At 70.1% G+C, this 23416-nt stretch carries 18 protein-coding genes; 10 read left to right on the forward strand and 8 right to left on the reverse strand.

What is annotated here, in order from left to right; all coding sequences use genetic code 11:
* The first annotated feature begins 18 nt into the window (after positions 1-18).
* On the forward strand, positions 19-258 hold the full coding sequence (locus tag ABT063_RS39705) for a hypothetical protein (RefSeq protein WP_351065586.1): 240 nt from the start codon (positions 19-21) through the stop codon (positions 256-258).
* Between the two features lie 11 nt (positions 259-269).
* Here ABT063_RS39705 and ABT063_RS39710 read toward each other — a convergent pair whose 3' ends face one another.
* Together ABT063_RS39710 and ABT063_RS39715 are read right to left on the reverse strand one after the other, a co-directional pair.
* The gene (locus ABT063_RS39710; RefSeq protein ID WP_351065587.1) at positions 270-950 is read right to left on the reverse strand and encodes a 4'-phosphopantetheinyl transferase family protein; all 681 of its coding nucleotides are present in this window, start codon (positions 948-950) and stop codon (positions 270-272) included.
* Positions 947-1807, reverse strand: coding sequence for a metallophosphoesterase family protein (locus ABT063_RS39715; RefSeq protein ID WP_351065589.1), 861 nt, complete (start codon positions 1805-1807; stop codon positions 947-949). The genes ABT063_RS39710 and ABT063_RS39715 overlap by 4 nt, the downstream gene beginning before the upstream one ends.
* A gap of 332 nt (positions 1808-2139) precedes the next feature.
* On the opposite strand from ABT063_RS39715, the gene ABT063_RS39720 reads away from it, so the two are divergent.
* On the forward strand, positions 2140-3294 hold the full coding sequence (locus tag ABT063_RS39720; protein WP_351065591.1) for an ATP-grasp domain-containing protein: 1155 nt from the start codon (positions 2140-2142) through the stop codon (positions 3292-3294).
* A 222-nt stretch (positions 3295-3516) separates the two neighbouring features.
* On the opposite strand, the gene ABT063_RS39725 is transcribed toward ABT063_RS39720, so the two are convergent.
* The 6 genes from ABT063_RS39725 to ABT063_RS39750 all read right to left on the reverse strand — a co-directional run bounded on the left by ABT063_RS39725 (position 3517) and on the right by ABT063_RS39750 (position 11720).
* Positions 3517-4038, reverse strand: a complete 522-nt coding sequence (locus ABT063_RS39725; protein ID WP_351065593.1) for a cupin domain-containing protein — start codon at positions 4036-4038, stop codon at positions 3517-3519.
* A gap of 81 nt (positions 4039-4119) precedes the next feature.
* Complete coding sequence (locus tag ABT063_RS39730; RefSeq protein WP_351065595.1) at positions 4120-4998, reverse strand: sulfotransferase family protein; 879 nt, start codon at positions 4996-4998, stop codon at positions 4120-4122.
* A gap of 190 nt (positions 4999-5188) precedes the next feature.
* Complete coding sequence (locus ABT063_RS39735; RefSeq protein ID WP_351065596.1) at positions 5189-6439, reverse strand: alpha-L-fucosidase; 1251 nt, start codon at positions 6437-6439, stop codon at positions 5189-5191.
* Between the two features lie 80 nt (positions 6440-6519).
* Entirely contained in the window at positions 6520-9582 is a 3063-nt protein-coding gene (locus tag ABT063_RS39740) for an alpha-mannosidase (RefSeq protein ID WP_351065598.1), read from the reverse strand.
* 33 nt (positions 9583-9615) lie between these two features.
* The gene (locus ABT063_RS39745) at positions 9616-10956 is read right to left on the reverse strand and encodes a 6-phospho-beta-glucosidase (RefSeq protein WP_351065600.1); all 1341 of its coding nucleotides are present in this window, start codon (positions 10954-10956) and stop codon (positions 9616-9618) included.
* Complete coding sequence (locus ABT063_RS39750; RefSeq protein ID WP_351065602.1) at positions 10953-11720, reverse strand: DeoR/GlpR family DNA-binding transcription regulator; 768 nt, start codon at positions 11718-11720, stop codon at positions 10953-10955. The genes ABT063_RS39745 and ABT063_RS39750 overlap by 4 nt, the downstream gene beginning before the upstream one ends.
* A gap of 127 nt (positions 11721-11847) precedes the next feature.
* Between ABT063_RS39750 and ABT063_RS39755 the strand changes: the two genes are divergently transcribed.
* The 8 genes from ABT063_RS39755 (at position 11848) to ABT063_RS39790 (ending at position 23384) form a co-directional block, all read left to right on the forward strand.
* Positions 11848-12864, forward strand: a complete 1017-nt coding sequence (locus ABT063_RS39755) for a carbohydrate kinase family protein (protein WP_351065603.1) — start codon at positions 11848-11850, stop codon at positions 12862-12864.
* Positions 12865-12934: 70 nt separating this feature from the next.
* Positions 12935-14221, forward strand: coding sequence for an extracellular solute-binding protein (locus tag ABT063_RS39760; RefSeq protein WP_351065605.1), 1287 nt, complete (start codon positions 12935-12937; stop codon positions 14219-14221).
* On the forward strand, positions 14221-15183 hold the full coding sequence (locus ABT063_RS39765; protein ID WP_351065606.1) for a carbohydrate ABC transporter permease: 963 nt from the start codon (positions 14221-14223) through the stop codon (positions 15181-15183). Before ABT063_RS39760 ends, ABT063_RS39765 begins: the two co-directional genes overlap by 1 nt.
* A 14-nt stretch (positions 15184-15197) precedes the next feature.
* Entirely contained in the window at positions 15198-16034 is an 837-nt protein-coding gene (locus ABT063_RS39770; protein ID WP_351065608.1) for a carbohydrate ABC transporter permease, read from the forward strand.
* A complete protein-coding gene (locus ABT063_RS39775) occupies positions 16034-18955 on the forward strand; it encodes a glycoside hydrolase family 2 TIM barrel-domain containing protein (protein WP_351065610.1) in 2922 nt (973 codons plus the stop codon). Before ABT063_RS39770 ends, ABT063_RS39775 begins: the two co-directional genes overlap by 1 nt.
* 49 nt (positions 18956-19004) lie before the next feature.
* Complete coding sequence (locus ABT063_RS39780) at positions 19005-20849, forward strand: LamG-like jellyroll fold domain-containing protein (RefSeq protein WP_351065612.1); 1845 nt, start codon at positions 19005-19007, stop codon at positions 20847-20849.
* Positions 20850-20868: 19 nt separating this feature from the next.
* Positions 20869-22536 carry a PHP domain-containing protein gene (locus tag ABT063_RS39785; protein WP_351065613.1) on the forward strand — a complete coding sequence of 556 codons (1668 nt, stop codon included), beginning with the start codon at positions 20869-20871 and terminating at the stop codon, positions 22534-22536.
* On the forward strand, positions 22536-23384 hold the full coding sequence (locus ABT063_RS39790) for a hypothetical protein (protein ID WP_351065615.1): 849 nt from the start codon (positions 22536-22538) through the stop codon (positions 23382-23384). Before ABT063_RS39785 ends, ABT063_RS39790 begins: the two co-directional genes overlap by 1 nt.
* Positions 23385-23416 lie beyond the last annotated feature (32 nt).

Here is a 23416-nt window from a genome sequence, read left to right on the forward strand (position 1 = left end):
CGTGGGGAGAGCCGCCCGATGCACACCGCTGTACTGACCGACCGCGAACGCACCGCCGTCCAGGCCTATCTGCGGCTGTTGCACACCGTGCGGGCGGCGTTCGACGTCGATCCCGGCCCGCCGGGTGCCGGCCGACCACCCGTCGTCCCGCCCGCGGTGCTGGCCGAGGCGGAGCGTGCGCTGAAGGAGGCGGGGCTGGCCGGCAACGAGGAGGCGTTCTTCCGGCTGCTGCACAGCTGGTGCCCGCCGGAGCCCTGACCCGTCAGGGGTTACGCGTGCGGCACGGTTACGGCCGTCGCCACCAGCCCGCGCCGGGCGGTCCAGCGCCCCTCGAAGTGAGTGAACCGCCGACCGCCCACCAGCGGGCCCGGTACGAGGAGTTCGGCCCGCAGGCCGCCGGTCAGCGGGTCGTCCGGGTCCACGGAGAGCTCGATGTCGGCCTCGGAGAAGTCCAGCCACTTCCGGGTGAGGGGGAACCACGCCTTGTAGACGGACTCCTTGGCGCTGAACAGGAGCCGGTCCCAGTGGATGCCGGGGTGCTCGTGGGTGAGTCGGCGCAGGCGGTCCCGTTCCGCGGGCAGTGACACGGCGAGCAGGACACCGTCGGGGAGCGGGCCGTCGCGTTCGGCGTCGATGCCCAGGGAGGCCAGGTCGGTGGCGCGGACGAGGGCCGCCGCGCAGTAGCCGTCGCAGTGGGTCATGCTGCCGGTCAGTCCGGAGGGCCAGCCCGGGGCGCCGCGTTCCCCGGGCAGGACGGCCTGGGGCGGTACGCCGAGCTTCTCCATGGCCCGGCGGGCGCAGGAGCGTACGACGGCGAACTCGCGGCGCCGCTTGGGGACGGCCTGGGCCACGACGGCTGCTTCCTCGGGGTACAGGCACGCGTTCTCGGGCTCGTCGTTGCCGTGCACCTCCACGGCCACCACGGAGTCCGGCAGCAGTTCCGAGATCACCGCGCCCCGACCTCCTTCGGCACGATGCGACGCAGCCGCCCGGGTGGCTCCGGGCGCTTTCGCCATTCGCGGGGGTAGCCCACCGACACCTCCTCGAAGCGGACGCCGTCGTGCCAGGTGGTCCGCGGGATGTGGAGGTGGCCGTAGACCATGGTCTCGACGCGGAATCTGCGGTGCCAGTCGGCGGTCAGCCGGGTGCCGCACCACATGGCGAACTCGGGGTGCCACAGGACGTCCGTGGGGTGCCGGTCCAGCGGGTAGTGGTTGACGAGGACGGTGGGCAGGTCGTCGGGCAGGGCGGCGAGCCGGCGCGCGGTCTCGGCGACGCGGGCCCGGCACCAGGCCTCGCGGGTGGGGTAGGGGTCGGGGTGCAGCAGGAACTCGTCGTTGCACACGATCCCGGTCTCGTGCGCGTACGCCAGTCCCTGTTCCTTGGTCGTGCAGCCGGCGGGCAGGAAGGAGTAGTCGTAGAGCAGGAACAGCGGCGCGACGGCGACGGGGCCGCCGGAGCCGGTCCAGACGGGGTAGGGGTCCTCGGGTGTGGTGACGCCGATTTCCCGGCACAGGGCGACCAGGTGGTCGTAGCGGGCGACTCCGCGGAGGGTGACGGTGTCCTTGGGGTGGGTCCACAGTTCGTGGTTGCCGGGGGCCCAGACGACCTTGCGGAAGCGGCTCGCGAGTGTGGTGAGGGCCCAGCGGATGTCGGCGACGGTCTCCGCCACGTCGCCGGCCACGAGCAGCCAGTCGTCGTCCGACTCGGGCCGCATCCGTTCGACGAGGGCGCGGTTCTCCTCGTAGCCGATGTGCAGGTCGCTGATGGCCAGCAGCTGTCCGGCACCGCCGACCGTCGACGTCACCTGTCGCCCCCTTCGATCACCCGAATGGGAACACGAGAACACATTTGCGCTTCCGAGGACAAGGGCGGACCAGGTCGGCCGATCTTCCCATCGAGTCGGCCGATCTTCCGCACGCCCGGGGCCGGGATGAGCATGATCAGGAAACCGGTGCGAGCATGATCGAAAAATCCGTAACACGCACGTTGCACGCGGCACCCTTTCAAAGCCGTATGATCGCCCCAACACCACCGCCATCAACGCCCTTCGCACGGGGCGGTTTGGTGTCCCTCCATCCACCCTGCCCGGGCACGGGCCTGCTTCGCCCTGCCCGCGAACCGTGAAAGGCGGCCTGCATGGTCTCTCGCGTACGCGTCTGGCTCAACCGCACGTACGCGGAGAACGTGTTCTTCATGGATCAGCTGCGGAGAAATCCCAGCGACCGGGCCGTCGAGATCCATGCGACCCATGGGGACGCCGACTCCCCCGTCCTCGCCGCGGCCGACTCCGCCGATCTGGAGCCGGAGGGTCTGTCCCCGGCCGGGTACGTGGAGTACGCGTTGGACCAGTGCCAGCGCCGCGGCATCGACGTGTTCGTGCCCCGACTGCACCAGTCGGCGATCGTGGCGCACCGCGCCGAGTTCGAGGCGGTCGGTACGGCGCTGCTGGCGCCGCCGCCTGAGGCCGTCGCGGTCTTCCACGACAAGGTGATCGCGTACGAGGCGGTGCAGGCGATCGGCGTGCCGGTGCCGCCGTGGTGGCGGGTGCGGAACACGGACGAACTCGTCGCCGCCGTAGAGGAGTTGGAGGCGGGCGGGCACAAGGCGTGCTTCAAGCCGGCGTCCGGTGCGGGCGGGGTGGGCTTCCGTGTCATCACCCGCACTCCCTTCTCGCTCATGCACCTCAATGGCTTCCCGACTCCGTACGTGCCGCTGGACCTGGTGCTTCAGGTCCTGGAGCAGGCCGACGAGCCGGTGGACTGGCTGGTCATGCCGCGGCTGGAGCAGCCGGAGGTGTCGGTGGACTGCCTGACCGGTCCCGACAACCTGGTCCGGCTGGCCGTGGGGCGCACCAAGAACGGCCGCCGTCGTGGTTTCACGCTGCACGAGCAGTGGCTGGAGCCGGCGCGGCGGATCGCGGAGGGCTTCGGGCTGCACTATCTGTCCAACATCCAGTTCCGGATGTTCGGTGACAGGCCCGTCCTGATGGACGTCAACACCCGCCCGGCCGGCGGACTGCACCAGCTGTCCCTGTGCGGAATCAACGCGCCTTGGGCGGCTGTGCAGTTGGCGCTCGGCGAAGATCCGGGCGAGATCGTGCCGCCGTTCCTGGGCCAGGACTACACGGTGGTGTCGGGCCCGCGCCCGCTGCGGCCGCTGTCGATCCCGCAGCAGCGGACGGAGGCCCCGGAACCGCTGCCGGCGGTGCCCGCCCCCGCGGCGCAGTCGGTCGAGACGGTCACGACGGAGGCCGAGGCTCCTGCCACGGCTACGGCCACCGCCACGGCGTGAGCACACCCTCGGCGCGTTCCTGAGCAGACGGACGGCAGTGGCCCGGCCCGCGTCTTCGCGGCGGGCACCTCTCCAGTGGGGAGAGCCGCAGCCTGGACACGGCCGGCGCCGGCTCCCGATCGCCGCTCATGACCCAGCGGCGACGGGAGCGGCTCGCCCGCGCCCGCGCCACACCGTGCCGCCACCTCGGCGGGCGACTCGGATCGTCCGGCCCTTCGCCGGTCAGCCGCGCGCCGCGAGCGCCTCGCGCCACACCGGGCTGTCGACGTAATGGTTGTCGAACCGCTCCGAGGAGTCCTTGATCTCCTGCGGATCGGTCTCGCCGCGCATCACCCGGCCGAGCAGCCGCAGGTAGTCGAAGCGTCCGGCGCCCGGTGTGAAGACGAACAGCACGTCCGCCGTCGCACCGGGCGCGGCGGCGAAGGCGTGCGGGGTGTGCGGCGGCACGACGAGGAAGTCGCCCGCCTCCAGGACCGTGATCTCCTCGCCCACCAGCACCTGCAGCGATCCGTCGATCACGAAGAACAGCTCGGAAGCCTCGGTGTGCAGATGGGCGGGCGCGCCGACCGCGCCCTCGGCGAAGGTCGAGCGGTAGCTGGTGAGGCGCCCGCCGGTGTCGGCGGAGTCCGCGAGGAGCGTCATCACGCTGCTGGGGTCACGCGTGGTCTCGGCCGCGGCGGCACGGGTGAGGACCGGGGTGAAGTCCGGGGCCTGCGTGGTCTCGTTCTGCTGAGTCGTCGTCATGGCTACGACTTTAGGGAGCTGATCGACCGGTGGCAGGGGGCAATCCGGCGCCGGAATCATGGGTCAATTCCGTGGGCCGAATCATTCGACCGGGTAGCCCCACGCCTTCGCCAACTCCACAAGCCGCGGTGGCAGTTCGGCTTCCGGATCGGCTGCGCGGGCGGGCTGGATGCGGCCCGACTTGATGGTGCTGCTCCAGTCGCCGAGCTGCGGGCGGAACGCGCCGTGGTCCTTGCTGCCGTAGTCGAGCATGGCGCTCTCCCACGGGACGCCGAGGTAGTCGCACAGGCCGCGGGTGGTCTTCTCCGGTTCGGCGGTGAGTTCCTCGTACGTGATCACGTGGGCGTCGAGGCTCTGGCGGGCCTCTTCCAGCTTCTCGCTGTAGTCGAGGACTTCGGCACGGATGGCCTCGTGATCGGGATCCGTACGGCGGTTGGTCAGGGACGTGATGACCGCGCCCGGGTGCCGCAGCAGGACGATGTGGCGGGCGTCCGGCCAACATCGGCGCAGCCGGGGCCAGATGAGAGTGTTGGCCGGGGTCTTGTCGACGATGACGTTCTTGCCGCTGCGGGTGAGTTCCAGGTGCAGCACCCGATCCCACAGGACGTGCTCCAGTTCCTCCTTGTCCAGTTCGAGTGCCTTCATGGCCTCGGCGGTGAAGTCGCGTGTCAACTCGACGTGGAGGGTGCGCAGATGCATCTCGTGCGGGGCACGGATGCGGCTGTGGCTGTTCAGCAGCACCCTGAGCAGGGTCGACCCGGAGCGCACGGAGGACAGCACGAACACCGGCGACTTGACCAGGCGCGGGGCGCGCGGGGCGGTGTACGTCTCGGCCGCGGACCGGGAGCGGGGCGCGGGTACGGCGTCCAGGTTCCGGCGCGGCGGGCTCACGGCCTCTTTCATCAGCCTCCCCCGACGCTTCAGCCCCTTGCCGATCGCGGACATACGCGGGTCTCGCACCGTGACACCTTTCTCTCGCGCTGTGCGCTCCTGATCCCAGGGGTGGCATGCGAACTCCAGGTGTCGCGCAGGCAAAGCACCGTGGTCACGGAACCTCTAATTCCGCCCGTGACCAGGTCATTTACCGATTTCTTAATTCTTGATGGGAACCACCGTGGCCCGGCAGTGGCCCGGCATCTCGGACGCGGCCTCAGAAGCGGCCCGACCCGCGGTACAGCTCCAGTTCGCCGTCGAGTTCGACCGCGAGCACCGTGGCATACGGGTCGATGTCGGCCGCGTCGGGCGAGTCGATCCACAGCACGCCGACGGCCTCGTGGAGCCCGCCGACGACGCGGTGGGCCAGTTCGGTGCCGGTGCCGAGGACGGTGACCTTGCGGACCGGTGTGACCAGGCCGCGGACGCCGATCTCGGCGCGTGGGATGTCGAACACGGTGAGGTAGAGGGTGCGGCGGTCGGCGGAGAGGGTGCTGGGCCCGTAGTGGTGCCCGGCCGGCAGCCCGCGCACCGTCCCGTACACGCCCTCGGCGTGCTTGCGGATCCACTCCCCCAGCCCTTCGAGGCGCTCGACCTGCGGCTCGGGGATGGTGCCGTCCTCCATCGGGCCGACGTCGAGGAGCAGGTTGCCGCCCCCGCCGATGGTCTCGGTGAAGTAGCGGATCAGCTGGCTGAGCGACTTGTGGTTGTGGTCGTGGTGCTGGTAACCCCACGAGTCGTTGATCGTCAGGCACAGCTCCCAGGGGCCCTCGGGCGGCACGACGGGGGCGCCCTGTTCGGGCGTGGCGTAGTCGCCCTCGCTGAGCATGCGGGCGTTGAAGACGACGTCGGGCGAGTACGAGCGGATGAGCGCGGCGAGTTCGCGGATGCGCCACTGCTCCTCGCTGCGGTCCCACTCGCCGTCGAACCACATCAGGTCGGGCCGGTAACGGGAGGCCAGTTCGCGGATCTGGCCGTCACGGTAGGCGATGAACCGCTCCCAGGCCTGAAGGTTCTCGTCCTCGGCCGCGACCTCGGAGTAGCGGTTGTCCTCCAGCTCCGGCGGGCGGCCCGGCTTGCGCGTCGAGGCGTAGTCGGGGTGGTTCCAGTCGGAGTGCGAGTAGTACAGGCCGACCTTCAGGCCCTCTTCGCGCAGGGCGTCGGCGTAACCGGATATGTAGTCGCGGCCCAGGTTGAGGTCGCCGTACGCGGTGTCCCACAGGGCGACGCCGTCGTGGTGGCGGCTGGTCAGGACGGCGTACTTGGCGCCGGCCCGCGCGAAGAGCTTCGCCCAGGCGTGTGGGTCGTACTTGGCGCCGGTGAAGCGGTCGAGCTGGGACATGTACTGATCGTGCGGCACGATGTCGTCGTAGAACGACCAGGACTCCTGGACGCCGTCGACGGCGTAGATCCCCCAGTGGACGAAGATCCCCAACTTGGCATCGGTGAACCAGGGCTGCATGGGCACGGGTGAACTCCTCGACAGGACAGGATCACTTCGTCGGAGGGGGCGGGCACGACGACGTGCCCGCCCCGGGGTGCCGGGTTCTACCGGCCGGTGGCGCCGCGCCGCAGACGGAGCGTCAGCACCTGGAAGGGGCGCAGCGAGACTGCGACCGCGCCGTCGCCGTCGCCGTCGAGGTCCGCGTCCTGAAGGGGCCGCTCCAGCAGGTCGGTGACCTGGGCGCCGGCGAGCGGGAATCCGGTGCGCAGCACGCCGTGGGCGCGGCCGCCGCGGGACTCGTACAACCGCACCACCACGTCACCCGACTCGTCGTCGGCGAGCTTGACCGCCTCGACCGTCACGCCCTCGCCGTCCATGGAGACGACCGGCTCTGGGGCGCCCGAGGCGTCCGCCACGCGCAGCGGCAGGTTGAGGGCGTAGCCCTCGGCGACGGCGTCCTCGATGTCCGCACCGGGGAGCAGGGAGTAGACGAAGCGGTGCCTGCCCTGGTCGGCCTCGGGGTCCGGGATGCGCGGGGCACGGACCAGGCTGAGGCGGACCGTGGTCGTCGTACCGCCGTCCTCGCGGACCGTGCGGGAGACGTCGTGGCCGTACGTCGAGTCGTTGATGACGGCGACGCCGTAGCCGGGCTCGCCGATGTGCACCCATCGATGGCCGGCGACCTCGAAACGGGCCGCCTCCCAACTGGTGTTGGTGTGGGTGGGGCGCTGGACGTGGCCGAACTGGATCTCCGCCGAGGAGTGCGGCGCCCTGATGTCCACCGGGAAGCCGGCCTTCAGGATCTTCTCGGCCTCGTGCCAGTCGATGTCGGTCTCGAAGTCGATGCGCGGGCTGCCGGCGCGAACGGTGATCGTCTGGGTGATCGTCGAGCCCTTGCCGAAGGAGCGCGTGACGCGGATCGCGCCGAGCAGCGGGTCCTGCGAGACGACCTCGACGGAGTCGGGGGTCAGCAGGTCCGTGTAGCGGTTCTTGTAGTGCTTGTCGATGTCCCAGGCGTCCCAGTAGTTGGGCAGGTCCGTGTGGAGGCGGAGCAGGTTGCCCTGGCCGGCGAGGACTTCGCGATTCGACCGTAGATCGTAGACAGACGACAGTGTTCCGTCTTCTGCCACCTCCACACGGACCAGGCCGTTGTCGAGGACGCGTTCCTCGGCCTTCACCGGCTGCGCGGGCTCGGCGTCGGTGAGCGGCGCGCTGCCGCTCGCGGGCACCTCCACGTACGCCGGTGTGCCGTCGGCCGTACGGATCACCTCGGCGCGGTCGCACGGGCTCGTGTTGAACACGCGCGGCCCGCCGGCGCCCAGCGCGGCGATCGCCTCGGCCGTCAGCGCCTGAAGCTCCTGGGCTACACGGGCGTATTCGGCCTCCGCCTCCCGGTGCACCCACGCGATCGAGGAGCCCGGCAGGATGTCGTGGAACTGGTGGAGCAGGACCGTCTTCCACAGCCGGTCCAGCTTCTCGTACGGGTACGAGTAGCCGGGCGCGTGCAGCGCGGCCGTCGTCGCCCACAACTCGGCTTCCCGCAGCAGGTGTTCGCTGCGCCGGTTGCCCTGCTTGGTGCGGGCCTGGGAGGTGTAGGTGGCGCGGTGCAGCTCCAGGTAGAGCTCGCCGTTCCAGACCGGGGCGTCCGGGTACTCCTCGCGGGCCTTGGCGAAGAACGCGTCGGGGTGCTCGACGACGACCTTCGGGGAGCCCTCCAGGTCCTTCAGGCGCCGCGCCCGTTCCATGATCTCGCGGGTGGGGCCGCCGCCGCCGTCGCCCCAGCCGAAGGGGGCGAGCGAGCGCGTACCGCCGCCCTTCTCCGAGTAGTTGCGCACGGCCCGGTCCATCTCCTCGCCGCTGAACCGGGCGTTGTAGGTGTCGACCGGCGGGAAGTGGGTGAAGATGCGGGTGCCGTCGATGCCCTCCCACCAGAAGGTGTGGTGGGGGAACTTGTTGGTCTGGTTCCAGGAGATCTTCTGGGTGAGGAACCACTCGTTGCCGGCGAGCTTGGCGAGCTGCGGGTAGGCGGCGGTGTAGCCGAAGGAGTCCGGCAGCCACACGCCCTTGGTCTCGACGCCGAAGTGCTCGATGAAGAACCGCTTGCCGTGGATCAGCTGGCGGGCGATGGCCTCGCCGCCGGGCAGGTTGCCGTCGGCCTCGACCCACATGCCGCCGACCGGCGCCCACTGGCCCTTCTTCACCGAGTCCTGGATGCGCGCCCACACGTGCGGGTAGTTGTCGCGCACCCACTCGTACTGCTGGGCCTGGGAGCAGGCGAAGATGAAGTCGTCGTACTCGTCGGCCAGCGAGGTGACGTTGGAGAACGTGCGGGACGTCTTGCGCTTGGTCTCGCGGATGGGCCACAGCCAGGCGGAGTCGATGTGGGCGTGGCCGACGCCGGAGATGGTGTGGGCGCTGGCGTGGGCGGGCCGGGCCAGGACGGGCGCGAGTACCTCGCGGACGGCCGCGGCGCTGCCGGAGATGTCGTCGAGGTCCAGGGCGTCCATGGCGCGGTCCAGGGCGTGCATGATCTCGTGGCGGCGCGGTTCGTGCTCGCCGAGGTGGACCATGAGCTCGCGCAGCACCTGGAGGTCCAGGTCGAGGTGCCAGACCTGCTCGTCGAGGACGGCGAGGTCGGCGCGGCGGAATGTATACAGTGGACGGTCGCCTGCCGTCAGTACATCGCCCATGGGCGTCGGGGCCGCGAAGTTGTTCGCCAGGATGTCGGGGTTGGAGGCCGCCTCGACGAGATAGTCGACCGTCTCGCCGCCCGTGGCCGGGTTGGCGATCGCCACGTACTGGTTGAGCGGGTTGACCGCCTTCAGCGGCGTCCCGTCCGTGAGGTGGACCAGCGCCTCGGCCTGGTTGCCGGGCCAGTCGCCCACGAAGCCGAGGTCGATGACCGCCTCGACGCGCTTGCCGGCCCACTCGGCCGGCACCTGGCCGCGCATCCGGAACCAGGTCGTGCCCCAGGGCGGACCCCACGGGGTGTCCATCACGAAGGGCTCGTAGGGCGCGGCGGCGGCCTCCTCGAAGGAGACCGGCTCCCCCGGCGCCTGCCAGGCCTCGACCTCGAACGGGACGGTGGCCGCGTAGATCGCGGGCTTGATGCGCTGGTCGTGAACGCGCTCGACGCGCTCCTCGATCCGGCGGCGTTCGTCGTGCATCAGAATCTCCAGGTCAGAGGGTGGGGAAAGCGCTTACCCAAGGTACGCCAGGCCAGGGTGGACGGCGGTGTAGCCCTCGACGAGCCGCCGTGCCACGTTGACCGAGTCGACCAGCGGGTGCAGTGCGAACGCCTTCACAGCCGTCGCACGGGAACCGGAGTCGGCGGCGGCGAGCACCTCGCGCTCGACCGCCTTGACCGAGCAGACCAGGCCGGTGGCGTGGTCGGGCAGCGGGGCGACGGCGACCGGGTGGGCGCCGTTGGCGTCGACCAGGCACGGGACCTCGATGACGGCGTCCGTGTCGAGCACGGAAAGGGTGCCCTGGTTGCGGACGTTGAGGATCAACGTCGTGCGCTCGTCTCGGGCGATGGCCCGCATCAGGGCGAGGGCCACCTTCTCGTAGCCGCCGGACAGGTCGTCGGCGTCGCGTTCGCCGGCGCCGGCCGTCTCCCGGTTCTCGGCCATGTAGGTGGCCTCGCGCTCGGCGCGGGTGCGGTCCCAGGCGGTCAGGGCGGCGGCGTCGGGGCGCCGCATCTCCTGATAGAAGCGGGCCTGCTGGTCGGCCAGGAAGGCGCCGCGGGTCTTGTCGGCCTGCTGGTAGGCGCGTACGGCTTCCCGGTTGAAGTAGTAGTAGTGCAGGTACTCGTTGGGGATCGCCCCCAGGGACCGCAGCCAGTCGACGCCGAAGAGCTTGCCCTCCTCGAAGGAGCCGAGCAGGTCGGGGTCGGCGAGCAGGCGCGGAAGCTCGTCCCGGCCGGCGATGCGCAGGCCGCGCACCCAGCCGAGGTGGTTGAGGCCGACGTAGTCGATCCAGGCCTCCTGCGGGTTCTTCGCGCCGAGCACGCGGGCGATACGGCGGCCGAGGCCGACCGGCGAGTCGCAGATGCCGATGACGCGGTCACCGAGGTGGCGGGACATGGCCTCGGTGACGAGTCCGGCCGGGTTGGTGAAGTTGATGAGCCAGGCGTCGGGGGCGAGGCGGGCGACGCGCTGGGCGATGTCGACGGCGACGGGGACCGTCCGCAGACCGTAGGCGATGCCGCCCGCACCGACCGTCTCCTGACCGAGGACGCCTTCCGCCAGCGCCACCCGTTCATCGTTGGCGCGGCCCTCCAGGCCGCCGACGCGGATCGCGGAGAAGATGAAGTCGGCGCCGCGCAGGGCCTCGTCGAGGTCGGTGGTGGTGGTCACCTCGGGTGCGTCGGGCACGTTGGCGGCCTGTTCAGCCAATACACGGGCGACTGCATACAGTCGACTGTCGTCCAGATCGTGTAGAACGACTTCGGTAACCCGGCCCTCGCCGCGGTCCGTCAGCAGCGCCCCGTACACGAGCGGCACCCGGAATCCGCCGCCGCCCAGAATCGTCAGCTTCACGCTGCTCCCGCCTTTCCTGCCAGGATCACCTCGACACCCGCCTCCTGAAGGGAGGAGCGCGTCTCCGCGTTCACCGGCGCGTTCGTCACCACCACGTCCAGGTCCTCGGGACCACAGACCTTCGCCATGCCCGTACCCGGGAACTTCGCCGAGTCGGCGAGCAGGACGACCTTGTCACCGGCCTTGATCATGGCTCGCTTGACGGGTACCTCGACGACCGTCGTGTCCATCACCTGCCCGCCCGGCCGTACCCCGCTGGTGCCGAGGAAGAGCCAGTCGGCGTGCAGCTGGCGCAGATTGTCCTCGGTGAGGAAGCCCACCAGGGAGCGGTACTCGCGGCGGACCATGCCGCCAAGCAGCACCAGCTCGATGCCCTCGTCGTCGGCGAGCTCCTCGTACACCACCAGGTTGCTGGTGATCACGGTGAGCCGGCGGCCGTGCAGCTGGCGGGCCAGGCGGTAGGCCGTGGTGCCGATGTCGAGCAGCACCGACTGGCCGTCCTGGACCAGCGCGGCGGCCCGGGCCGCTATCGCGTCCTTCTCGGACACCCGGACCTCGGCGACCTCGGCGAAGGGCTGGTCGCCCTCCTCCACGACCGCGCCGCCGTGCACGCGGGTGAGCAGCCCGTCCTCCTCCAGCTTGACGAGGTCACGCCGGACGGTGGCAGGGCTCACACCGAGTTGCTCGGAGAGGTCGGTCACAGCCGCGGGGCCGCCCGAGCGCAGGGCCCGCAGGATGAGTTGGTGTCGTCGTTCAGCCAGCACGACATGAACAGTACTCGTCATTGTCAATCATTTCTATGCTCAGTTCTGCATGACTCTTGACCAATCTCGCTGTGGGGCGCACGATTCCGGTCACCGAATTGAAGACTTTTGACGAGAGGATGCGCGCGTGGGCGACGACCGGCCCGATGTGCTGCTGACCGGGCTGCTCTTCTACGACCTCGTCCTCACGGGCCTGGGCAAGCCGCCGACGCCGGGCGAGGAGATCTGGACGACCGGTATGGGCTGCGGCCCGGGCGGCATCGCCAACCTGGCGGTCGCCGCCTCCCGCTTCGGCCTGAAGACCTCCCTGGCCACGGTCTTCGGCGACGACTTCTACGGTGCCTACTGCCAGGAGCTCCTCGCTCGCCAGGAAGGCGTCGACCTCGCGCTCTCCCGGGTCGCGGACGACTGGCCCACCCCCGTCACCGTCGCCCTCGCCCACGGCCACGACCGGGCCCTGGTCACCCACGGTCAGGAACCGCCGTACTCGCAGGACGTGCTGATGGGCGACCCGCCCGAGGCGCGCACGGCCCTCGTGCACCTGGAGGCCGAGCCGCGCGGATGGCTGGCGAAGGCGGCGGCGAACGGCACACAGATCTACGCCGACGTCGGCTGGGACCCCACCCAGGAGTGGTCCCGCGACCTGCTCGACCAGCTCGCGCTGTGCCACGCCTTCCTCCCGAACGAGATCGAGGCGATGGCCTACACCCGTACCGACAGCGCGGTCGCGGCGCTCGGCACGCTCTCCGAGCTGGTGCCGGTGGCCGTGGTCACGCGCGGCGGCGACGGCGCCGTCGCCGCCGACCAGACGACGGGCGAGTACGCGGAGGTGCCCGCCCTGGACCTCGACGTCCTGGACGCGACGGGCGCCGGGGACGTCTTCGGCGCGAGCTTCGTCGCGGCCTCCCTCGGCGGCTGGCCGCTTCAGGAGCGGCTGCGGTTCGCGGTGCTGGCGGCCGGGTTGTCCGTAGGGCATCACGGTGGCGCGCTGGCGGCGCCCGGCTGGTACGGCGTCGACCGCTGGTGGCGCTCGCTGACCGACCCCGAGCTGAAGCGGGCGTACGGCTTCCTCGCCGACCGCATCCCGGCGGACGTGGGGCCGCCCGTCCAGTACGCCCCCGTCACGCCGCCCGCACGGCACTGACCCCCCGATCACCCCCACGATCGGCCCTTCTATGCGAAGTCTCGAACAGATCCGAAAGGCGGTGGGAGCTGTGCGGCTCTCACGAAGGGGCCTGCTGCGCGCGGGCCTGGCCGGTACGGCCGCCACGGCGCTCGGCGGCCTGGCGTCCGGCTGCGCGGTGCCGACCGGCTCCACCGGCCGAAACATGGTCCTGTGGTACTGGAGCGGCGGCCTGAGCGACACCGTCGTCAAGGAGGCCCAGGCCCGCTACGGCAAGGACGTCTCCCTCAAGGCCCAGCAGATCGGCGGCTACTACCGTTCCAAGCTGATCACCACCATGGCCGGCCGCGCCCACATCCCCGACATCGCGGGGCTCAAGGGCGAGGACATGGCGTCCTATCTGCCGAACGCCGACCAGTTCGTGGACCTGCGGACGCTCGGCGCCGAGAAGCTCAAGAGCCAGTACCTGGACTGGAAGTGGCAGCAGGGCGTCGCCGAGGACGGCAGCCTCGTCGGCTTCCCCATCGACGTGGGCCCGGTCGTGCACTTCTACCAGCCCGCCGTCTTCGAGAGGGCCGGGCTCCCGTTCGAGCCGGCCGACGTGTCCAGGGAAATGGGCACCTGGGACAAGTTCTTCGCGGCGGGTGAGCAGCTCAAGCAGCGGATCCCCGGCGCACGCATCCTCACCGACGTCGGCAGCGTCTTCGAGATGTCGATCGGCCAGGGGACCACGCGGTTCGTCGACGGGGACCGGCACTTCATCGGCGACGGCGAGCACGTCCGCACCTGCTGGGACCGGGCCGTGGAGGCCAAGCGGCGCGGGCTCGTGTCGGACCTGGTGACGGGCACGCCCGACTCCATCTCGGCCACCGAGAGGGGGCAGCTGCCCAGCCAGCTGAACGCCTCCTGGGCGGCCGGCGACCTCAAACTCCAGTTCCCGAAGACCAAGGGCAACTGGCGGGTGGCCAGCTGTCCGGGCGGCCCGTCGAACGTCGGCGGGTCGTTCCTGGCGATCACCAAGGCCTGCCGGGAGCCCGAGCGGGCCTTCGAGATCATCACCTGGATCCTCAACGCCGACAACCAGGCCCAGGGCTTCGTCGACGCCGGCCTCTTCCCCTCGACCCCCGCCTCGTACGAGATGACGAAGCTGCGCGAGCCCGACCCGTTCTTCGGCGACCAGATCACGATGGACGTCTTCGGCCCGGCCGCCGAGAAGATCCCGGTCGCCTTCAACAGCCCGTACGACATCGCCCTCGGGCAGCCCATCCGGGACGAGATCAAGAACGTCGGCGTCCTCGGCAAGAACCCGAACAAGGCCTGGAAGGACGCCATGAGCAAGTGCCGGCGCATCGCGGACCACCTGGGGGTGAGTTACTGATGGCTACCGCACCCGTGGTCGAACAGCCCCCGACCGTCGTGGCCGAGACACCGGCCGCCCCTCCCAAGAAGGGCATCCTGAGCCACTGGCGGCTCTACGCCGCGATCTCCCCCTTCTACCTGCTCTTCCTCGGCTTCGGCCTCATCCCCGTCGGCTTCTCGCTCTACCTCTCCTTGCACCGCTGGGACGGCCTCGGCTCGATGGAGTGGGCGGGCCTGTCGCAGTACCGCTACCTGATCGGTGACACCGACTTCTGGAGCTCGATCGGGAACACGATCATCATCTGGGCGCTGGCCACCTTCCCCATGATCTTCCTGGCGATGGTGACGGCCGTGATGCTCAACTCCGCGGTGCGCTTCAAGAACGTCTACCGCTTCGCCTACTTCCTGCCGAACGTCACCTCGATCGTCGCGGTCGCGATCATCTTCGGGTCGGTCTTCTCCACCAACTTCGGTCTGATGAACGCTCTGTTGCAGGCCGTCGGCCTGGACCAGGTGGCGTGGCTGAACACGCCGTGGGGCATCAAGGTCGCCATCGCGACGCTGATGACCTGGCAGTGGACCGGGTACAACGCGATCATCTTCCTCGCCGGGCTCCAGACGGTCCCGAGCGAGCTGTACGAGGCGGCGCGCGTGGACGGCGCCGGTCCCGTGCAGACCTTCTTCCGGATCACGCTGCCGATGCTGCGGCCGACGCTGCTGTTCGTGCTCGTCGTCTCGACGGTCACCGGACTGCAGAGCTTCGCCGAGCCCCAGGTGCTGCTGCAGACCACGGCGAACGAGTCCACGTTCTCGGGCGGCCCCGACCACGCCGGCCGGACCATGGTCCTCTACTTCTTCCAGCAGACCTTCGACAACAACGACTTCGGCTACGGCGCCGCCGTGGCGTGGGGCATCTTCCTCGTCGTCGTCATCTTCTCGATCATCAACTGGCGCCTGGTGCAGCGCCGGGGCGAAGAATAGGGAGGCCGGTCACCATGGCATCCATCAAGGGCTCCGGGCGCCGGGGCATCGCACTGCACGCGGTCCTGGTCATCGGTCTTCTGCTGTCGGCCTTCCCGTTCTACTGGGCCGTGATCATGTCGACGCACACGTCGACCGAGATCTTCTCCTATCCGCCGAAGCTGCTGCCGGGCTCGCACTTCCTGGAGAACCTCCGCCACCTCTTCGACAACATCGACTTCTTCGGGTCGATGTTCAACTCGCTGCTGGTCGCCGTCTCGGTGACCGTGCTGGTGCTGTTCTTCGACTCGCTGGCGGCGTTCGTCTTCGCCAAGTTCGAGTTCCCGGGCCGCCGGGCGCTGTTCGGACTGATGATGGCGATCTTCATGGTGCCGGCGCAGCTGGCGGCCATCCCGCAGTTCGTGATCATGGCGAAGATCGGCTGGATCGGCACGATGACCTCGCTGATCGTCCCGGCCGCGGCCAACGCGTTCGGCATCTTCTGGATGCGCCAGTACATGAAGAGCGCCATCCACGACGAACTGCTCGACGCCTCACGGATCGACGGGGCGAGCTTCCTGCGCCAGTACTGGCACGTGGCGCTCCCGGTCGTCCGCCCGGGCCTGGCCTTCCTCGGCATCTTCACCTTCATGGGCCAGTGGAACGACTACGCCTGGCCCCTGATCGCCCTCACCAACCCGGACAACGTCACCCTCCAGGTGGCGCTGTCCCAGCTCAACGGCACGCACGGCACGACGGACTACGGCATGGTGATGACCGGCGCGCTGCTCGCCCTCATCCCGTTGCTGATCGTGTTCGCGATCGGTGCCAAGCAGATCATCAGCGACCTCGGCAAGGGGGCCATCCGCTGATGGATCCCTTGCTGGCGCTGCGCCCCTGGGAGGCACCAGAGGTGACCTCGTGGGGGCGGCTGCCGATGAACGCCGTCGACCGCCGCGCCGGGGCGCTGAAGCTCGACGGCGACTGGCGCTTCCAGCTGCTGCCGTCGCCGGACGCGCCGGTGTCCGAGGTCTGGTCGTCGTCGAACGTCCCCGGTGTCTGGACGATGCAGGACACGGACGACCTTCCGCAGTACACCAACGTCCGTATGCCGTATGCGGAATTCCCTCCGCAGTCGCCCGCCGCCAATCCGACGGGCGTCTACGAGCGCGCGGTGGACGTCCCCGCCGAATGGGCCGGCCGGCGGATCGTGCTCCAGGTCGGCGCCGCCGAGAGCGTGCTGCTCGTGCACGTGGACGGGTGGCCGGTCGGCATCTCCAAGGACTCCCACCTGGCCGCCGAGTTCGATCTGACGGAGGTCGTACGCCCCGGCGAGCGGGCCGTCGTACGGCTGACCGTGGTGAAGTGGTCGGACGCCTCGCACATCGAGGACCAGGACCAGTGGTGGCACGGGGGCGTGACGCGCTCGGTGCTGCTGTACGCGACGGATCCGCTGCATCTCGCCGACGTGACCGTGCGGGCCGGGCGGTACGGGGAGTTGCGGGTCGACTGCCGGGTGCGGGACACCGGCGGTGCGCTGCCCGACGGGTGGTACGTCAGCGGGGAGCTGAGTGGTCAACTCCTCAGCCAGGACACGGAGTTCGACCGACTCAACACCGAGGACGACCGTGTCTCCGACTTCCTCGGCGAGGCCCGGCTGCGGACCACCGTCCCCGACGTGCGCGCCTGGAGTGCCGAGACGCCCGAGCTGTACGACCTGACCGTGCGGCTGCACCGCGCCGACGGCACCGTCGCGGACACCTCCCGCCACCGCGTCGGCTTCCGCGACGTCGAGATCGTCGGCCGGGACCTGCTGGTCAACGGCGAGCGGGTGTTCGTCCGAGGCGTCAACCGGCACGACTTCCATCCGCTGACCGGCCGGACGGTGTCGTACGACGACATGCGCGCGGACCTGGTCCTGCTGAAGCGTTTCGGCTTCAACGCGATCCGCACCGCGCACTATCCGAACGACCCGACGCTGTACGACCTCGCCGACGAGCTCGGCTTCTACGTCGTCGACGAGGCGGACATCGAGTCCCACGACCACGCCCACGAGATCGCCGACGACCCCCGCTATCTGAACGCCTTCGTGGACCGGGTCTCCCGAATGGTGCTGCGGGACAAGAACCACCCCTCGGTCATCATCTGGTCGCTGGGCAACGAGTCCGACTACGGCGCGAACCACGACGCGGCGGCGGGCTGGGTGCGCCGGCACGATCCGAGGCGGCCCCTCCAGTACGAGGGGGCGGCCAAGCTCGGCTGGGCGGATCCCGACCTCGCCTCCGACATCGCCTGCCCGATGTACGCGCCGCTGGAGGACTGCGTGGCGCACGCGCTGTCCGGCGAGCAGACCAAGCCGCTCATCCAGTGCGAGTACTCGCACGCCATGGGCAACAGCAACGGCACGCTGGCCGACCACTGGGCGGCCATCGAGTCCACCCCGGGGCTTCAGGGCGGCTTCATCTGGGAGTTCTGGGACCACGGCATCCTCCAGCGTGTGAACGACGGAAGACCGGTCGGGCGTGGGGGTGCCGGGCTGTACGAGGGCGGTGTCGCCGCGCCGGGTCACCGGTGGGCGTACGGCGGCGACTTCGGGGAGACGATCCACGACGGCGCGTTCATCGCGGACGGCGTGGTGTTCCCGGACCGCACGCCCAAGCCGGTGATGTACGAGCACCGGGAGATCGCGGCGCCGGTGCGCCTGGAGTGCTTCAAGCACGAGGGCATCGTCCTCGGCAACCACCAGCACTTCCGAGGGCTGGACTGGCTGAAGGCCGAGTGGGAGCTGTCCCTGGCCGACGGTGGCACGCGGACCGCGCCTGCCGAGCTGCCCGATCTGCGGCCGGGCGAGACGGCGGCGGTGCCGCTGCCGTTCGAGCTGCCCGAGGACAGTGGCGAGGCGTGGCTGACGCTGCGGGTGACGACCGCCCACGACGAGCCCTGGGCGCCGCGCGGGACGGTGGTGTGTCTGCCGCAGGTACGGCTGCGGGCGGCTCCGCCGAAGCGGTCCGTCCTGGCGATGCGGAACCGTTCCGTCGAGGTCGACGCCGACGGCCTGCTGATCCATCCCCTGCTCACCTCCGCCCCCACGCTGTCGCTGTGGCGGGCACCCACCGACAACGACGAGCTGGGCGGTACGGCCCTGCGCTGGCGGGCCTGGGGCCTGGACGCGCCGGCGCGCAAGGTCGTCGACGTGCGACAGGCGGCCGGCCGCCTCACCGTGCACGCCGAGTACGCGTCGGACGCCGGTGTCGTCCGCCACACGCAGGTGTTCACCCCCGTCGAGGACGGCATCCACGTCGAGGAGTCGGCCGAACTGCCGGTCGCGCTCGCCGATGTGGCGCGGGTCGGCTCGGTGTTCGAGACGGTGGCGGGTCTGGACCTGATGGAGTGGTACGGGCAGGGCCCCTGGGAGTCGTATCCGGACCGCGCCTTCGGGGCGCCCGTCGGCCATCACTCCGTGCCGGTGGACGAGCTGTTCACCCCTTATCTCCGCCCGCAGGAGAGCGGCGGGCGGCACGGCGTACGGCACTTCACGCTGTCGGCGCCGGACGCCACCGGACTGACGGTGGTGCTCGACGAACCGCGTCAGGTCTCGGTCACCCGCTATCACGCCGAGGACCTGACCGCCGTAGGCCATCATGACGAACTCGTCCCGCGGGCCGGTTGCGTGGTGCATCTGGACGCGGCCCACCGGGGTCTGGGCACCGCCTCGTGCGGGCCCGACACCTCACCGTCGTATCTCGTCGCACCGGGTGTCCACCGCTGGAGCTGGACCCTGCGCACTCTCTGAACCCCCCACACCTCCTCTGTCACCTTTTACGCAGTGTTACGGAGCACACGTGTGCGTTTCGCATGAGCACGACCAGGGCGAGGCCGCGCAGGCCGGCGCCGGAAGACGCGGTTTCCTGCGGGCGACGGCGCTGCTGGGCGCGGCCGCCACGGCGGGTGTGGCGCTGCAGGCCACCGCCGAGGCGGCCCCGGCTGCCGCGGCCTGGCGGCCCGACCCCGACAGCCGCCGCTTCACGTTCGCCGTCATGCCCGACACGCAGTACCTGTTCGACGGGCCCAGCATCGACAAGGCGCCGATCGAGGCGTCGCTGCGCTATCTGCTGGAGCACGGCAGGGAAGAGAACATCGTCTTCCTGTCCCACCTGGGCGACCTCACGGAGAACGGCGCCCCGGCCGAAGTCACCGCGATCAGCGAGGCGTTCCGGCTGCTGGACCGGCGCGGCGTCGGCTACAGCGTCCTGGCCGGCAACCACGACGTGAAGTCGTCGACCGACGACCAGCGGGGCGCGACGCCGTACCTGGAGGCCTTCGGGCCGCGGCGGTTCCAGGGCAAGCCGACATTCGGCGGCGCCTCCCCGGACGGCTACAACACCTTTCACCTCTTCAAGGCGGCCGGCCGGGAGTGGATGGTGCTGGCGCTGGACTGGCGGCTGTCGGCGAAGGGGTACGCATGGGCGAAGGAGGTCATGGCCCAGCACCCGCGGACTCCGGTGATCCTCACAACGCATGAGCTGGTGGTCGAGGACGACTCCCTCTCCTCGTACGGGCAGCAGCTGTGGGACCGGCTGATCGAGGACCACGACCAGATCTTCCTCACTCTCAACGGGCATTACTGGCCCGCCGCCCGCGCGACGCGCCGGAACGCGGCGGGACATGACGTCCACCTGCATCTGACGAACTATCAGAACCGCTATTTCGGCGGCGCGGCGATGATCCGCCTCTACCACTTCGACCTGGACCGGAACGTCATCGACGTGGAGACGGTGTCTCCATGGATCCTGGGCCGGGCCGCGAAAGGGCTCAACGAGCTGGAGCGGCAGGAGATCGAACTGAGCGGCGACACCGACCGGTTCTCCGTCGACATCGACTTCGCGGACCGCTTCTCCGGCTTCGCCCCGGTGCCCCCGCGCCCCGCACGCCCCGCGTCGAAGATGCTGGTCCCCGGCACGGTCGCCTACTGGCGCTTCGACGGGCACGACGACCAAGAGGCCGTCACCGGCACGGTCCGTGACCTGTCCGGACGCGGCAACGACCTCACCCTCGTCACGGTCGGCGCTTCCACGCTGACCTGGTCCTCTGACCACCACCCGGACCAACCCGGCCACGGCAGCCTGGAGTTCCACGGCTTCAAGTCTCCGCTGAAGGGCGCCTACCTGCGCACGGTCGACGGTGCGCCACTCAACTCGGCGACGTTCAAGGCCGGTTACACCATCGAGGCCTTCTACCGCCTCCCCGCCGACTGGGACGCCTCCCACAACGCCTGGGGCGGGCTCGTCAGCCGCACCGGCACGGGCGGCGCCGCGGGCAAGACCGAGGGTGACCCGGACGAGCCGCTGGCCACGCTCTCCCTGTCCGACGGACCCGGCCCGCAGTGGGCGGTCCGCCCGCTCAACCAGCAGGGCATCGCCACCAACTGGGGCGACGAGACAGCGCGGGAGGTGTGGTGGCACGTCGCCGTCGTCAACGACGGCTCCCGCACGACGATGTACGTCCAGGGCTGCCCCGTCGCCCGCAATCCGCACGCCTCCGCCGTCGGGCTCACCTCTGTCGGGCTGCCATGGCTGCTGGGCGGCTACGAGTACGGCGGCAAGATCGACCAGATCCTCTACGGCCGGCTCGGCGACGTCCGGATCGTCGAACGGGCGCTGCCCGTCACGTCGTTCATGAACCACTGACCTCATTCAAGGAGTCACGATGAACGAGCAGCAGCTGCCCCCCTGGGCCGACCCGTCCGTCTCCCCCGCCGACCTCGACCCGCAGGGTGTCTCCAGACGCCAACTCCTGTGCCGTGCGGGCTTGTTCGGAGCCGCCTTCGCCCTCGGCTCCACGGCCGTACCCGCGGCGGCTTCCGAAGGGCGCTACGGCGGTAGCGACCCGCACCTCGCCTACCTGGTCGGCGACCACCACATCCACACCGTCTACAGCCACGACGCCAAGTACACGTTCTCCCAACTGGCCACCGCGGGAGCCGAGTACGGCCTGGACTGGATGGTGTTCACCGAGCACTCCAACGTCGGGCACGCCAAGTACGGCGCCCCGCTGGAGCACGAGGAGATCCTCGAGGCCCGTGCCGAGAACCCGCGCCAGCTGATCTTCCAGGGCCTGGAGTGGTACATCCCCGCCGCCGAGCACTGCACGGTCTTCACGGCACCCGGCCCGCACGAGGTCGACCTTCTCACGCGGTTCGAGAACGCATACGACGGCAAGCTCCTCGGCTACACGGAGGGCTCCGCCGGCGCCGCGGACACCGCCCGCAACGAGGCGCACGCCGTCAGGGCCATCCAGTGGCTCGCCGCACAGCGCCGCACCGGCTACGTGGACGACGTGCTGGTCCTTGCCAACCACCCGATGCGCCTGGGCATCGACTCCCCGCACGAAATGCGCAACTGGCGCGACGCGGCCCCCGAGATCATGATCGGCATGGAGGGCGCGCCGGGCGCCCAGGGCGCGGCCGTCCCCGGCCTGCGCGGGACGACGTCGATCCGCGGCGAGTACGAGAACAAGCCGTCGGCGCAGTCGTGGGCCGGTTACCCGGCGGATTCCTACCTCACGTACGGCGGTTTCGACTGGGCGACCGCGACGGTCGGCGGCCTGTGGGACTCGATGCTGGCAGAAGGCAGCCTGTTCTCGATCACCACCAACTCCGACGCCCACCGCGTCGTCTTCGACACCTGGAAGAACGGCGACTGGGCACCCGGGCAGAACTTCGACAACACCGGCAGGCTGCCCGACCCGGTGAACACCGACACCCCGCAGCCCGGCAGTGACTTCTGGCCCGGCCAGTTCAGCCGCACCCATGTCGGCGTCACCCGCTACGGCTACCGCGCGGTGATGGCGGGCCTGCGCGCGGGCCGCGTCTGGCTCGACCACGGGCATCTGCTGGACGGTCTCGAGGTCCGGTTGAAGCGGGAGCGCGACCACGGCCGGGGCGTCACGCTCGGCGGCCGGCTGAAGGTCCGCAGCGGAGACCGGCTCACCCTGAACGTCACCGTGACGACGGCCTCGCGGCCCAACCCCCAGGGAATCCTGCCGGAGTTGGCACACGTGGACGTGATCCGGGGCACCGTGCGCGGCCCGGTGGCCGACCGGGACAGCTGGCGGGCGCCCGACACCAAGGTCGTCCGCGCGCAGGACGTGGCCGGCCGCAAGGGGACGTACACCCTGCGCATTCCGCTGACCGCCGGGGACGAGTCCTTCTACGTGCGGCTGCGCGGCAGCGACGGCAACCGGAACGGCGCCGGCTACCTGGGCGCCTCGGTGGACCCGAACGGTCCGATTCCCCACGAGCCCGGAAACGGTGACCCGTGGGCCGATACGTGGTTCTATTCCAACCCCATCTTCGTCGACGTGGAAGGTCCCTGATGAAGCGTCACCTTCTCACTCTGGCCGGGTTATTGGGTGCCTTCTCGCTGACGGCGACTCCGGCCGCGGCGGCGAGCGAACCGCACTGGGCTCAGACCGGCACGGCGTACACCGACACGCTCGGCGGCGGGCAGGGCCTCGCCAGCCGGGCGGACGGCTCGCTGCTGTACCGGGGCCTCGCCTCCATCCCGCTGGACCTGCGGATCAAGGGCTGGAACCACGTCGGTGACCCGGACATCGCGCGCGGCCACGTCTTCGACGCCTACCAGGGTGCCGACACGGCCACGTCCAAGATGTTCGCGGTCACCACACCGGCCGGGAAGCGCTACGAGTACGTCCACCGGCTCAACCCGGGCGAGAAGCTGAACAACTCCTTCGCCACCGTCTCACCCGACGCGCAGTGGCTGGTTTCCGGCGAGTGGGGCGAGCAGCGCAGACTCCAGGTCTTCCCCGCTCCCCTGCTCAACCCGTCCACTCCCCCGACGGGAGGCGACCTGAAGGAGGCCTGGCAGATCACGCTGGACAAGCCGGTGCGCGACATCCAGGGCTGCGACTTCGTCACCGACACCCGGCTGGTGTGCGCCTCCAACGACGCCACGGGCACGCTGTTCCCCGAGATCCGGCCGCTGCTCCAGGTCGACCTGCCCCACAAGCTGGACGGGCAGCAGATCACCGGCAAGGTGAAGAGCCTGTTCGCGCTGCCGCAGCGCAGCGTGTGCACGGGCACCTTCGAGACGGAGGGCGTCGACTACGACACGAGCAGCGGCACCCTGCGCGCGCAGATGATCCCGCCGGGGGTGTGCGCGGTGGCGACGGCTGTGCACTCGTACCAGCAGGTGACGGACTGATCGAACGGACTGATCGAGCGGAGGTACGGTGG

This window comes from Streptomyces sp. NPDC002838 (assembly GCF_040295365.1).
Lineage (GTDB): Bacteria > Actinomycetota > Actinomycetes > Streptomycetales > Streptomycetaceae > Streptomyces.

Excerpts from the sequence above, each read along its gene's own strand:
- ABT063_RS39705 (WP_351065586.1), top strand. The coding sequence starts at position 19 with ATGCACACCGCTGTACTGACCGACCGCGAACGCACCGCCGTCCAGGCC.
- ABT063_RS39720 (WP_351065591.1), top strand. The coding sequence starts at position 2,140 with ATGGTCTCTCGCGTACGCGTCTGGCTCAACCGCACGTACGCGGAGAAC.
- ABT063_RS39725 (WP_351065593.1), bottom strand. The coding sequence starts at position 4,038 with ATGACGACGACTCAGCAGAACGAGACCACGCAGGCCCCGGACTTCACC.
- ABT063_RS39740 (WP_351065598.1), bottom strand. The coding sequence starts at position 9,582 with ATGCACGACGAACGCCGCCGGATCGAGGAGCGCGTCGAGCGCGTTCAC.
- ABT063_RS39765 (WP_351065606.1), top strand. The coding sequence starts at position 14,221 with ATGGCTACCGCACCCGTGGTCGAACAGCCCCCGACCGTCGTGGCCGAG.
- ABT063_RS39770 (WP_351065608.1), top strand. The coding sequence starts at position 15,198 with ATGGCATCCATCAAGGGCTCCGGGCGCCGGGGCATCGCACTGCACGCG.
- ABT063_RS39775 (WP_351065610.1), top strand. The coding sequence starts at position 16,034 with ATGGATCCCTTGCTGGCGCTGCGCCCCTGGGAGGCACCAGAGGTGACC.
- ABT063_RS39785 (WP_351065613.1), top strand. The coding sequence starts at position 20,869 with ATGAACGAGCAGCAGCTGCCCCCCTGGGCCGACCCGTCCGTCTCCCCC.
- ABT063_RS39790 (WP_351065615.1), top strand. The coding sequence starts at position 22,536 with ATGAAGCGTCACCTTCTCACTCTGGCCGGGTTATTGGGTGCCTTCTCG.